The sequence below is a fragment of the Chitinophaga sp. genome, from assembly GCF_035761305.1.
Taxonomy (GTDB): domain Bacteria; phylum Bacteroidota; class Bacteroidia; order Chitinophagales; family Chitinophagaceae; genus Chitinophaga.
The window spans coordinates 1-13388 of the sequence record NZ_DASTRI010000184.1; the positions used below are offsets into that span (position 1 = coordinate 1).

Here is a 13388-nt window from a genome sequence, read left to right on the forward strand (position 1 = left end):
GTCCCAGGTGCGGCGGGCATCCTCAATAGGGTCTGTCAGGAAATACATTTGCCGGCCCGTAGGCGCGGTCATGGAAAGCATGGTGCCGTATTCCAGGAACGCGTTCTCAAACACGCGCTCTTTCTTCAGGCCGTTAAAATACACGGGTTCGCGGGAGGTGCCGGTCCACACCTGCGCTATGTAGCCGTCTACCGCCGGCAATGCGGCCAGGCTGGCTTCGGGGCTTACTATCTGCCAGGAGGCGTAGTTAATGAGCGAGTGCGTGGGCACAAAGCATTTTATATCCCGTTTCAGCGTGGCGCCGTATGATTTGGCGTAGGTGAACATCTCTTTCAAAGCATTAAAATACAGGTGGTATTTAAGCTTGGAGGATAAATAAGTAGCTTCCGGCGACTCATGCTGCGCCATCCACGGAAAGCCATAATACTGCTGCCACTCTTTTTTGAAAGAGCTGCTGTAGCCCGCGCGGGCCCAAAACTCCGGCTCTTCCAGGTAAATGGTGTTAATACCGGCGTCTATCACCTTTTTAAGAATAGATTTCATATAGGTGAGATAGTTAGCCGACGGTACAATGTAGGGCACAAAATGGCCGTGCCAGATGGTGTCGCCGTTGCGCTGCACCTGGCCGTCTTCCCAGTGGGTTTTACCGTCGAATTTTCCCAGGAAGTAGTCCTGGTAGTTACCCCAGGCGCTGCCGGTCATGAACTGCACATTATAGCCCTGCGCGCGCCAGCCGGCCACCCGCTCGTTAAAGGTGGGGCTCATGCCGTATACCATAACAATATCGGAACGTACGTCATAATCCGCCCGCCAGGGTTCGGAGATCTGGAAAGATGTTTTTTCTTTCAGCTGGGCCTGGGCGCCCAGGGCAATACAGCTGGCTGCCAGCAACAGGCATTTCCGGAGAGTAAGCACGGTATGTAATTTAAAGTTTAACGGGTTAAAGATGAACCAATATACAAAATCCTCTCGCTTGTCTACAAAAATACCCTGCTCATCTACTACCTGGCCGGCAGGTACACCGGGGCAATAAATTTGTTAACTTATAGAGGAATGATGAGGGGCACTAATACCACATATGGAATTATTACACTGCATGTGCTGATCTGGGGCGCGCTGATGGCGTTGCCGCATTTACTGACCACCGGCACGCAAACTCCGCCGGGCGCTTTGCCTGGCAGCTTCTGGTTCACTAGCACCCTTATCCACATCTGCGCTTTTTATTTTAATGCCTATTTCCTCTATCCCCGGTGGATGAACCGCCGTTACTGGTGGCTGTACCTGCCGGCCCTGGCGGCGCTGGTGCTGGGCATTAACTACATTAAAACCGCGATACTGGCGGTGTTTTATCCCGGCGTAGCCATCAGCGCCGCTGTGCGCGCCATGCTGTTTTTTTCCGTGGTGCTGTTTATCGTGGCCAGTATTGTGTACCGGCTGGTGGTAGATAAGATACGGTATGAAAAAGAGCAGAAAGAGCGTCAGGCAGAACAGCTGGCCATGGAGCTGAAGTTCCTGCGTTCGCAGATCAGCCCGCATTTTTTATTCAACGTGCTCACCAACCTGGTATCGCTGGCGCGGAAAAAGAGCGACCTGATGGAGCCTTCGCTCATTATGCTGTCGGACCTCATGCGTTACATGCTCTACGACTCTGAAGGCAAAAAGGTAATGCTGGATAAGGAGATCGCATACCTGAAAAGCTATATTGAGCTGCAAAAGCTGCGCTTTGGCAGCGACACGCAGATAGAAACCATTATTGAGCTGGAAGAAGGCGCCGGCCCTTACAGCATTGAACCCATGCTGCTGATCCCTTTTGTGGAGAACGCGTTTAAGCATGGCATAGGCTGGATAAACGCGCCGTGGATATACATACGCCTGGTAGTGGCCGATAACCGGCTTACCTTTACCGTAAAGAACAGGTACAACGCCAACGGGGCCGACAGCAAAGACGCCAGCTCCGGCATAGGACTGGCTAATGTAAGCTCGCGCCTGAAGCTGCTGTACCCCGAACAGCATACCTTAGCCGTACAAAAGGATCAGGATATATTTTCCACCACCTTAACCCTGCAGTTAAAATGATGCAATGCCTGGCCATAGACGATGAAAAGCTGGTGCTGGAGCTGCTGGAAGACAACATCCGGCAGGTGCCTTTCCTGCACCTGGTAAAAGCCTGCCGCAACGCTATGGAAGCAACGGCCGTGCTGCAAAGCACCCCGGTTGACCTGCTTTTCCTGGATATACAAATGCCGGGCCTGAGCGGGCTGCAGCTGCTGCAAACCTTACCGCATCCGCCCATGACTATTCTTATTACCGCCTATGAGCAATATGCGCTGGAAAGCTATAACCTGGATGTGGTGGACTACCTGCTGAAGCCCGTATCATTTGAGCGGTTCATGAAAGCCTGCAACAAAGCGCACGACCGTTTCCTGCGGCAATCGCAAACGCCTGCGCCTGCCGGCGATCCGCAGCCCGACCATTTTTTTGTGAACGTGGAATACACGCTGGTAAAGGTGCTGATAGCCGATATATTGTACATAGAGGGATTGAAAGATTACATCAAGATACATGTAGCCTCTTCCAAAAAGCCGGTGATCACCCGCATGAGCATGAAAGCCATTGAAGAAAAGCTGCCGCCGGCGCAGTTTGTACGCACGCATAAATCCTTCATTATTGCCGCTTCCCGCATTACCGCCATTAAGCGCGACCTGGTTTGCCTGGGCGAGCTGGAGCTGCCCCTGAGCGAATTTTACAAAGGGAATCTGGATAAGGCGATTAACAGGATGTAGGATGATGAGGTAAATGTGCGAAAAAAAAGTAAATTTGATAGTATCGCACGTATACTAAAGAAATTATATTTTTGTGCTATGGAACTAAGAATGGAAATAGGATTGGATCAGCTCATTCAGGCAATTAAACACCTGCCTGCAAAACAGCTTGCCAAACTTAAGGCAGAAATAAATAATGTTGTCCCGGAAAAGACTGACAAAGAGTCTTTTAAAGCGTTTCTGTTGCAGGCCCCGGTATTTACAGACGAACAAATAACTTTAATAGAGGAAGCCAGAAAAAGCATGAATAAATGGGGGAAAAACTAGCACTACTTGATACATCCATTCTTATAGATTTTTTTCGCAAAACAGATAAGAAAAATTCCCGGTTTTATACATTATCCGATACATTCGATGCCTTTTGCATATCCGTTATTACGGAATATGAAATATTTATAGGGGCAACCACCAACATTCAAAAAGACTATTGGAAGTCATTCCTGAAAAAGGTTACTATTATTCCCCTGGATTCCGAAACTGTTCAAAAAACCATCGCGTTGAATGAGGAATTAAAAAAAGCCAGGAAGCAAATTGACTCCGCTGATCTTTTCATAGCCGCTACGGCAATATGCAATCATTTACCTTTAGCCACTTTAAATAACAAGCACTTTAACAGGATTACAGGCTTAAAGTTAGTGGATTAAGTAACTGCAACGATTTGTGATGACAACCCAATATGCTTCTCCCCAAACCCGTTCCCCGTTTTTATACTGGTATTTTTCCTGTAACCACAGCACAACCGCAAATACTTAAAATGATCATGTGGGGCAAGTATGCACATTTCCCCTTTTTGTCGCAGTAAGTAGCACGCAAATAGATTGCTCCCTGCCCGCGTAACAGCGCCGCCTAGTTTTGTGCTCATAAAACACAAATACTATGGCGGCTTACATTCAACCTATTATTCTGCTATTGTGCAGCACCCTGCTGTATAGCGCCGCTACCGCCCAGGTAAAGGTGAGTGGCTATGTAACCAATAAACAGCAGGCCGGCATTGAAGGCGCAGGCGTGTCCTTTAAAGGGGCGGCTACCGGCGCCGTAACGGACAGCACCGGTTATTTCCAGTTCAGCACCCCGCTCAGGGGAACACAGGTGCTCACTGCATCGTCCATCGGGTACAAACCCTATGCGCAAGCAGTGAACCTCACCGATACCGGTATAACCGTACACGTTATACTGGCGCCGGACCATAAAACCCTGGGCGAAGTGGTGATCTCTGCCGGGGCTTTTGAAGCCAGCGATAAAGCCAAAGGCGCTTCGCTTACGCCCATGGATGCCATGACCGTTGCCGGCAACAACGGCGATATTGCCAACTCCCTCCGCTCGCTGCCCGGCGCACAGCAGGTAGGCGAGCGCGAAGGACTGTTTGTACGCGGCGGCGCCGGGGAGGAAACCAAACAGTTTGTAGACGGCACCCTCTTAAAAAATCCCAACTTTGCCAGCGTACCAGGCATTATACAACCCGCGCGCATTAACCCGTTCCTGTTTAAAGGAGTGCTGTTCAGCACCGGCGGCTACTCTGCGCAGTACGGGCAGGCTATGAGCAGCGCGCTGATACTGGAAAGCGTGGACCTGCCTGAAAGCTCCTCCGCCAGCCTGCACATCTTCCCTTCCAACAGCGGCGCAGGCTTTCAGCGGCTGGCAAAGAACAAAAAAAGCAGCTTTGGCATCAGCGCGGATTACGGCAACCTGCAGCTGTATAACAGTGTTATTAAACAACGGCCCCACTATTTTAAAGGACCGGAGTACGGCCGCGCAGAAGGCAACTACCGGGTAAAGACCGGCAAATCCGGCATGCTCAAGCTGTATGTGAACAGCACCTTCAGCAACGTGGGCATGCGCAACCCGGATGTAGACACCAGCAGCCTGCAAAGCGCCTTTACGCTGCACAGCCGCAACGTGTACGCCAACATCAGCTACCGGCAAATGCTGGGCGCAAACTGGCAGCTGCAGGCCGCCGGCGCCTACAGCTATAACCGGGATAGCATGTCGTACCAGCTGCAGAATGCCGCGCACGCCAACATAAAAGTGGATGCGCCTTTTGCCTGGAAATACCGCAGCTGGCAAACGCAAACACATTTTGCGCAGGGCCGCGTAGTGCTAACCCGCCTTTTTGCCAATAACCAGGCGTTGCACCTGGGCGCTGAACATTTTTATACGGCCAACCATTACCGTAGCAACGATACCCTATACCCCCTCACCGACCAGCTGAGCGCCGCTTTTGCCGAAGGGGATATTTTTATCAGCGATAACATGATGGCGCGGGCCGGCGTGCGGGTAGAAAGATCATCCCTCCTGGAAAAAACCACCATAGCGCCCCGCGCCAGCCTGGCCTACCGCTTTGCAAACGGCGGACAGGTAAACCTGGCTTACGGCATGTTTTACCAGGAACCGGAAAACCTGTACCTGTACCAGCAGCGCGCACTGGACTTTTCACGGGCCGATCACTACATCATCAATTACACACGCAAGGCCAATAACCGCCTGCTGCGGGTAGAGGCGTATTATAAAAAGTACCACCACCTGGTAAAAACCTACCCGGTTATTAACAGCAGCGGCAATGGGGATGCAAAAGGCATAGAGCTGTTCTGGCGCGATAAACGCACGTTCCCCAACTTCGACTACTGGATCAGCTACACCTACCTGCATACCCAACGGAATTACCTGGCCTTTCCCTATGCGCTGCAGCCCACCTTTGCCACGCCGCATACAGCATCGCTGGTGGTAAAGCGCTACTTCCACGATATTAACCTGGATGTGAATGTGGCTTACAGCTTCGCTACCGGCCGGCCTTACTACGACATCCGTTCCCCGCAGGAGCACATGGCCCCGCAGCTAATGAACCAGGGCACCACCCGCGCCTATCATAACGTGAACCTCAGCGGCGCATATATGTTTTGCATGTTCCCTAAATGGAAGCATAAAGATTTTTCCGGCATTGGTTTCGGCGTTAACAACATACTGGGCACCCGGCAGGTGTTCGGCTACCAGTACAGCTACAACGGCTTAAATAAAATGCCGGTGCTGCCAGCCGCCGCCCGCAGCTATTACATCGGCCTGTTTATGAGCTTTGGTATTGACCGTACAGAAGATTTTATTAACAACAACCTGTAGGGAAATAAAAAGTAAAAACATGTAAAACTGATGGCCTTATTAATCACCTGCTGTAAAATTTAGTGCCTGAAAAAAGTAATGCATTTATGAAGTAACATTTAACCATTAGCCTTTCATAAAACTAAACATCATGAAAAAAACAATGCTCTTATTTGTATGCATACTGGCAGCAGTGCTGCCGGTTATGTCGCAGGACAAAGCCCTGGATAAAGCGATTGCGCAGGTAGACCAGGCAAAAACCGTAGCAGATTATGAAAAGCTGGCCGTACGGTTTAAACAGCTGTCCATGACGCAGAAAACCAACTGGCTGCCATTTTATTACACTGCTTTGTGCAATGCAAAAATCGGTTTTCTGCTGCAGCAGGATGGCGACCGTATAGAGCCCTACAGCATTGAAGGCGAAACCTACGGCAAGCAGGCCGAAGCCCTGCTGAAAAGTAACGGCAGCAATAAAGACAAGGCTGAGCTGTACACCGTGCTAAGCATGGTGTACCGCAGCAAAGTATTCATTAATCCCATGACCTACGGCCCGCAGTTTGGCCCAATTGCACAACAGTACCTGGATAAAGCCGCCCAGCTGGATCCTCAAAACCCGCGCGTGCTGTACCTGCAGGCATGGGTAAAGTTCTACACCCCTAAAATGTGGGGCGGCGATAAAAACCAGGCAAAAACGCTGGCGCAGGCGGCGCTGAAAAATTTCAGCGCGCAGCCGGCAGGCAACGGGCAGCCGCATTGGGGAAAAGCAGAGAGTGAGGAGCTGCTGGCGAAGTTTCGCTGAAGTAATGAATAATGAAGAATGAATAATTAATAATGATTGAGCTGGACGCGGGCGCGTGAGATGGGAAATAATGAAAGGGCGGAGATTGTGGCTGAAGGTTGATTTAATAGATAGCGTGGCTACTGATTGCAGTTAATAGCAGCCGGGGGTAATGCGCTTTCGATATATTTGTACAAATATCATCCAAACCAGGTACATGCTTAACATCAGCTACGAAGCCTTTTATGAAACAGCGCGCCTGCTCAGTTTTTCCAAGGCAGCAGAGGTGCTGTTTATGACACAGCCCTCTGTGAGCAAGCATATCCGTTTGCTGGAAAACCAGTTCAACCTCAGCTTTTTTGAAAGAAAAGGCAGCACCATACAGCTGACTGCCGCCGGCAAAATACTGTTTGATCATGTTAAACAGGCCAAGGAGCTGCAGCGCAACATGCAGTTCAATTTAAGCAGCCTTTCAGGCAAACAGCAGGCCAAGGGCTCGCTGGTGGTGGGCGCCAGCACCACCATATCGCTGTATGTAATACCCGGCATTCTTTCCAGCTTTCACCAGCAATATCCCCACATACAACTACGCCTGCTGAACAGCAACTCGGAAAATATACTGCGTGCGCTGCTGGAGCAGGAAATTGACCTGGGCATTACAGAAAGCCGCAACAAGCACACCACTGTGCAGTATAAATTCTTTATGAAAGATGAGGTGATACCGGTATGCCATCACAGCAGCCCGCTGGCTAAAAAAAAGCGCGTAACCGTTGAAGAGCTGAAGAATATTCCCGTGGCGCTGCGGGAGCGCGGCAGCGGCACCCTGGCCGCAGTGGCGGAAGCGCTGGCGCCGTTTGGCCTGTCCATACAGGACATTAAAAACCGCATTATTTTAGGCGGCACCGAAGCCCTCAAGAACTTCCTGATCAACGATACCTGCCTGGGATTTTTACCGCAGCGCTCTGTAGAACATTTAATTGATAACGGCCAGCTGGTACGTATTGACATACCGGGTTTAAGAATACAGCGCTCCTTCTTTTTCATGCAGCGGCAGGGCACCAGCAACGACCAGATCAACAACATTTTCATCCGTTTGGCAAAGAAACAGTATAACCCCCGGTAATAGTATATGCCTATTTAGTATAACCTGTTATCGTAGCTGCTGGTTACTTTTGAGGTAAGAAGTAGGATGTTAAATGTCACACTTCATATTTCATTTGCTATGAGGACAATCGAAACTTTGTCGCTGCTTTCGTCGCTGCAGTGCAGCCATTGCGGCCAATATCACGACCCGCACCGCTTACACCGGACCTCCGTATGCTGTAATGCCCCTTTAGTGGCGGAATATGATACCGCTGATGTTTTCCCGCTGTCAAAAGAAGTGTTGCCCGCACAATCGGATAACATGTGGCGCTACCTGGAAATGCTGCCGGTGTTTGACATGCATAACGTAGTTACCCTGGGCGAAGGGATGACGCCATTATTAACCCTGCAAAGTATTCCGCGCCTGCTGGGGTTCGACAAACTTTTCTGGAAAGATGAGTCGCTGAACCCAACCGGCTCATTTAAAGCGCGCGGCTTAAGCGCCGCTGTTTCCAAGGCCAAAGAGTTTGGCGTGGAAAGCTGTATTGTGCCCACCGCAGGTAATGCCGGCGGCGCCATGGCGGCCTATTGCGCAGCTGCGGGCATACAGGCCGTAGTGGTAATGCCGCGGCATACGCCTAAAATATTCAGGGAAGAATGCTGGATGTACGGCGCCGAAGTGGTGCTGGTAGACGGCCTTATAAACGACTGCGCCGCCGTTGCAGCCCGCATCCGGGAAGAGCGCGGTTGCTTTGATGTTTCTACCTTCAAAGAGCCCTATCGCCTGGAAGGGAAAAAAACCATGGGGTATGAGATTGCGGAACAGCTGCACTGGAGCCTGCCCGATGTGATCCTGTACCCCACCGGCGGCGGCACCGGCTTAATAGGGCTTTGGAAAGCCTTCCGCGAAATGCTGGCCCTGGGCTGGATCCCGGATAAAATGCCCCGCCTTATTGCCGTGCAGGCGGCCAACTGCCAGCCGGTAGTAGCTACCTGGGAAGGCCTGCAGCCCAATGCCAAACAATACAGCGGACAGCCCTCTATTGCAAACGGCCTGGCCGTGCCCCGCCCCTTTGCGGAGCCGCTGATCATGGATGCGTTAAGGCAGTCGCATGGTCATGCGCTGGCCGTCAGCGAAGAGGAGCTTAAAAAATATATGCAGCTATTATCACGGCGGGAGGGACTACTGGCCGCACCGGAGGGTGCGGCCTTGATTGCCGCCCTTCCCCGGTTGCTGGATGAGGGCCTGGTGCTGCCGGAAGAAAACATCCTGCTGCTGAACACCGGCTCGGGCTATAAATACCTGGAGAATTTGCAGCTGGCGGTATGAGAAAAGAATGCCTGAAGTTAAACGGTATCGAACAAACGAAGAATATACGACAGCTCATACAGGATAAAAAGTACGACCAGCGTTCCGTTAAAAACGCGGTTATTAATGCGGATGGCCGCCAGGCATAGCGCAATATGAATGGCGTTGCGGATGGGGTATTCTATGGAAAGGCTGTGCAGGTAAGCTTCGCCCTTGATAAGGGTATCGCCCACATCCAGCACATAGCTGAGGGCCAGTATGGCAAAGAACCATTTCTTGCGGGAGAAAAAGTAATCCTCATATCCCTTATAGTCTTTAATATCATCGGGGAACAGCAGGGCGCAAAGGGAGTAGAATGTCATGATGAAAAGGATAAGGAAGAAGTAGCTGGGAAAGCTCCAGCGGTGCACCATCGTAAGCCGGTACTCCCACCACCAGAAGTGCACCAGCAGCAGGAATATGTACAATACCCAGGAAAGATGCAGCCAGTAAGGCTTATCGCGGTTGGGGTGCTGTATGAACTTAGCCACACCTTTAAGCAGGTGGGTGATGCTTAAGCCCAGGATAATGGTAATGAGGGTTTTAATGTGGTTAAAGGTGTCCATATGTGATGAGTTAGCTGAAAGCAAAAAGCCCGGATCGTTTACTACTTATATACGTATTTAGTAGTGCAGTCGGCTTTGCGCTTTACACTTTATGCTTTACGCTTTATGCTTTCTGCTTTACGCTTACCTGTCGTACGCCGGCCCGTACAACGGTGTGCCGCTGCGGGTACCGGTATGGCGGCCGTTCTCCAGCTCCAGCTGCCCGTTCACCAGCACATATTGCATACCCGTGGAATACTGGTGCGGCGCGTTAAAGGTAGCGTTGTCAATAATCGTCTGGTCATTAAATATAACAATATCGGCGGCCATGCCTGCGCGCAGCAGGCCCCTGTTTTTCAGCTGGAACTTTTGCGCGGCCAGGGAGGTCATACGGCGAATAGCTTCTTCCAGCGGCACCAGGTGCGCTTCCCGCACATACCGCCCCAGTATGCGGGCATTGGTACCGTAAGCACGGGGGTGCGGCATGCCTTTTCCGGGAACAGGCACACCCGCATCGGCGCCTACCATGCAAAATGGGTATTGCATAATGTAGCGCACATCCTCCTCATTCATACCATGATATACCATTTGCGCGCCGCCTTTTTCCACCATGTCCATAATGGTTTCTGCTTCATTTTTGGCGTTGCCTTTACGGCCCATCAGCTTGTTGATCTCCGTAATGCTCTTGCCGTTATAGCTGGTATCTGCGGGATAATTGGCTACCACGCAGTAGCTGAAGTTTTTGTATTTGTAGCTGTGTAGCTGTTCCAGCATTTCCTTTTTTATCTGCGCGCGCAGGGCCGGGTTATGCAGGCGTGCATTAATGGAGTCCTGCCCGCCGGCCAGGGCCCAATCCGGCAGGCGCACCCCCAGGTTGGTGCTGCTGGCCGTGTAAGGATATTGGTCTATTGTTACGTCCCATCCTTCGCTGCGGGCCTGCTTTACCAGGTTCAGTATTTCCGGGGCACGGCCCCAGTTGGCTTTGCTGCTTACCTTAAAGTGCGAGATCTCTACCGGCATATTGGCCTGCTTACCAATATTAATGGCCTCATTCACCGCGTCTGTCACGGTGTTTTCTTCATTACGTATATGTGATGTATATACGCCGTTGTATTGCGCGGCAGATTTTGCCAGCGCTACCACCTCATCGGTTTTGGAGAAAGTGCCGGGTATGTATATAAGGCCTGTGGAAAAGCCAACAGCGCCGTCGTGCATGGCTTTTGCCACCAGCGAGTCCATTTGCAGCTGCTCGGCCGGTGTGGGCGCGCGGTTATCGCGGTGCATGACCGCCATCCGCACGGTGTTGTGGCCTACCAGTGAGGCAATGTTAATGCCGGGGCGCAGGCTGTCAACCCGGGTAAAGAACCGCTGCAGGTCGGCGGCAGAGCTGCCGCAATTGCCCGTTATAATGGTGGTTACCCCGTCATAAATGTAGTTGTCGGCGGTAGGGTTCTCAAAAATGCCTTTCTCCACATGCCCGTGCACGTCAATAAAGCCGGGGGCTACGATCATCTTCTGCACATCAATTGTTTTGGCGGCTGTGTAGCCGTTTAGCTTGCCTACGGCAATAATCTTCCCGTTTTTTACCGCTACATCGCCATAATACCAGGAGTTGCCGGTACCGTCTACTATGCGCCCGTTGCGGATCAGTATATCGCAGGGCTCCTGTGCAAAAGCTGTAATGCTGCACAGCAGGGCCATGCCGGTTAACCATTTTTTCATAAGCCGTTTATTTTTTGCTGTTCTCCTTAAATACCCGTATAAAGTTGCCACCCAGTATGTTGCGGATGTCTTTTTTCGTATAGCCTCTTTCCAGCAGCGCTTTGGTTACTAACGGGTAGTCCTGTACGCCATTCAGCTGCTGCGGCGGGGCTTCAATGCCATCAAAGTCGGAGCCGAGCCCTACATGCTCTACGCCGGCCAGTTTGGCGATGTAGTCAATATGGTCTATCAGCAGGTGAAAGGGTGCGCGCAGCTGTTCCGCTTCTCCGGGAAATTTGCGGTACAGGGCGTCCTGTATCTCGTATTCCGCCATGCCGCTTTGTTTCAGGGCGTCGGCGGCCTGCTGGTGGCGGGCTATAAATTCCTTTTGCCGGCGCAGGTAGCTGCTGTCCAGGAAACCGGAGTAAAAGTTTACCTGTATCACGCCGCCGTTGGCGCCTACTGCTTTTATCTGCTCGTCTTTCAGGTTGCGGAACACAGGGCACAGCGCATATGCGCAGCTGTGCGATACCAGCACTGGTTTGGTGGTGGTGCGGATGGCGTCCCAGAAGGTTTGCTCGCCTACGTGCGACAGGTCTACCATCATGCCCAGCTGGTTCATGCGCCGTACTACCTGCCTGCCAAATTCGTTCAGGCCTTTATGCGGGTTGGGCACACTATCGTTCCATTCGTCTTTGGCGGAGCTGGCCCATGCTGTGGAGTTGTTCCAGGTAAGCGTAAGGTACCGTGCGCCGCGTTTATACAGGCTGTCGAGGTTGGCCATGTTGCCCGCTATCATATGCCCGCCTTCCACGCCTATCATGGCAGCCAGCTTGTGCTGCTTTACGGCGTGCTCCAGCTGTTTTGGCGTGAACACGATGTTCATTTTATCCGGGTTGCGGGCGGCAATGGCATACAGGGAGTCTATTTCCAGGTTGGCAAACTGGAAAGCGGTGTCGTTGCCAAAACGTTCATCGCAGAAAATGGAGAACACCTGTACATCTACCCCGCCTTCCTTAAAGCGGGCCAGGTCTGAATGGGTTTTGCCGCGCAGGTCCTGCGCAATGTCCATACCGCGCATGGTAGCGGTGGAGAGCACATCGTTATGGGTATCAACCACCACTGCGCGTTCATGCAGCTTTTTATAATCCTGGGCGGCGACAGTGCCTGTGAAAAGTAACAGCGCCGCGCTGCAAAGGGCCAGGCGCGGGGTCAAGCGGTTCGTCATGAAGCGGCAGATTTTGGATTGTAATCCCAATAAAATAAAAAAACCGCATAAAACCTAAAAGAAAAGGTTATGCGGTGGGTGAAGTAATCATCCTGCAGCCCTAACCAGAATTTGGGTGATGTACCAAAGTACATGCTCAACCGCAAAGCTGTATCGGCGGTAATCCGGCGGGTACCTTTCAGTATGGCTGCTACCCGTGTTTGAGGAATATTAATGTCCTTTGCCAGCCTGTATGCCTATGCCTGCCGCCTTAGCATTAATTCTTAATTCTTCATTCTTAATTATACAGCAATCCTACAGTTTAACGCGCCTCCCCTCCTTTGCAGATTGTTTCGCCGCTTCCAGTATTCTTACCACAATAATATTATTCTCCAGTGACGACAGATCGTTGCCCGGCTGGTAACCCTCTTTCAGCACAGCCTGCAGGTAGGTAAGGTTATCCTGGTATTGCGCGGGCTTTACAGCTACCGTATAGGTGCTGTCGTTCTTACGGCCTGTAAGGTTGTTCATGTTCAGCGCATGCAAGTAGCCGGTTTTGCCGAACACTTCCAGGTCTTTAATGCTGAAGGGCCAGTTCCAGGAGGCCTCAATAATGCCGGTAGCATCGGGATATTCCAGCAGTATGGTGGCGTCATCGTCTACTTTAGGATATACATCCGGCTTTATCTGGTGGGTTACTGCCCTTACCGCAACAGGCGCTTTGCCATGCACAAGCCATGTCATCAGGTTGGCGCCATAGCAGCCGAAATCGGTGAGCGCGCCGGCGCCGTTCTTCACGGGATCGGTAAGCCAT

13 protein-coding genes and 1 pseudogene are annotated in these 13388 nt (G+C 51.6%); 8 read left to right on the forward strand and 6 right to left on the reverse strand.

Features of this window, described 5'->3' with window-relative positions; genetic code table 11:
* Positions 1-915 (reverse strand): annotated as a pseudogene (locus VFS25_RS15765) (hypothetical protein); the annotation flags it as partial.
* Between the two features lie 138 nt (positions 916-1053).
* Between VFS25_RS15765 and VFS25_RS15770 the strand changes: the two are divergent.
* The 8 genes from VFS25_RS15770 (at position 1054) to VFS25_RS15805 (ending at position 9103) form a co-directional block, all read left to right on the forward strand.
* Positions 1054-2076: a sensor histidine kinase gene (locus VFS25_RS15770; protein ID WP_326463128.1), complete on the forward strand. Its 1023-nt coding sequence runs from the start codon at positions 1054-1056 to the stop codon at positions 2074-2076.
* On the forward strand, positions 2073-2783 hold the full coding sequence (locus VFS25_RS15775) for a LytTR family DNA-binding domain-containing protein (protein ID WP_326463129.1): 711 nt from the start codon (positions 2073-2075) through the stop codon (positions 2781-2783). Before VFS25_RS15770 ends, VFS25_RS15775 begins: the two co-directional genes overlap by 4 nt.
* A 78-nt stretch (positions 2784-2861) precedes the next feature.
* Positions 2862-3089: a hypothetical protein gene (locus VFS25_RS15780; protein WP_326463130.1), complete on the forward strand. Its 228-nt coding sequence runs from the start codon at positions 2862-2864 to the stop codon at positions 3087-3089.
* Positions 3074-3466 (forward strand): type II toxin-antitoxin system VapC family toxin, encoded by a 393-nt coding sequence (locus VFS25_RS15785; RefSeq protein WP_326463131.1) that lies wholly within the window; start codon positions 3074-3076, stop codon positions 3464-3466. Before VFS25_RS15780 ends, VFS25_RS15785 begins: the two co-directional genes overlap by 16 nt.
* 232 nt (positions 3467-3698) lie before the next feature.
* Positions 3699-5933 (forward strand): TonB-dependent receptor, encoded by a 2235-nt coding sequence (locus tag VFS25_RS15790; RefSeq protein WP_326463132.1) that lies wholly within the window; start codon positions 3699-3701, stop codon positions 5931-5933.
* A 130-nt stretch (positions 5934-6063) separates the two neighbouring features.
* The gene (locus VFS25_RS15795) at positions 6064-6711 is read left to right on the forward strand and encodes a hypothetical protein (protein WP_326463133.1); all 648 of its coding nucleotides are present in this window, start codon (positions 6064-6066) and stop codon (positions 6709-6711) included.
* A gap of 196 nt (positions 6712-6907) precedes the next feature.
* A complete protein-coding gene (locus VFS25_RS15800; RefSeq protein ID WP_326463134.1) occupies positions 6908-7813 on the forward strand; it encodes a LysR family transcriptional regulator in 906 nt (301 codons plus the stop codon).
* Positions 7814-7912: 99 nt separating this feature from the next.
* Positions 7913-9103, forward strand: a complete 1191-nt coding sequence (locus VFS25_RS15805; protein WP_326463135.1) for a threonine synthase — start codon at positions 7913-7915, stop codon at positions 9101-9103.
* A gap of 17 nt (positions 9104-9120) precedes the next feature.
* On the opposite strand, the gene VFS25_RS15810 is transcribed toward VFS25_RS15805, so the two are convergent.
* The 5 genes from VFS25_RS15810 to VFS25_RS15825 all read right to left on the reverse strand — a co-directional run.
* On the reverse strand, positions 9121-9687 hold the full coding sequence (locus tag VFS25_RS15810; RefSeq protein WP_326463136.1) for a hypothetical protein: 567 nt from the start codon (positions 9685-9687) through the stop codon (positions 9121-9123).
* Between the two features lie 123 nt (positions 9688-9810).
* Positions 9811-11388, reverse strand: coding sequence for a D-aminoacylase (locus tag VFS25_RS15815; protein ID WP_326463137.1), 1578 nt, complete (start codon positions 11386-11388; stop codon positions 9811-9813).
* 7 nt (positions 11389-11395) lie between these two features.
* Entirely contained in the window at positions 11396-12595 is a 1200-nt protein-coding gene (locus VFS25_RS15820; RefSeq protein WP_326463138.1) for a dipeptidase, read from the reverse strand.
* Positions 12592-12822: a HigA family addiction module antitoxin gene (locus VFS25_RS25370; RefSeq protein ID WP_414647748.1), complete on the reverse strand. Its 231-nt coding sequence runs from the start codon at positions 12820-12822 to the stop codon at positions 12592-12594. The genes VFS25_RS15820 and VFS25_RS25370 overlap by 4 nt, the downstream gene beginning before the upstream one ends.
* A 67-nt stretch (positions 12823-12889) precedes the next feature.
* A partial coding sequence (locus tag VFS25_RS15825) for a Gfo/Idh/MocA family protein (RefSeq protein WP_326463139.1) occupies positions 12890-13388 on the reverse strand: 499 nt, incomplete at its 5' end.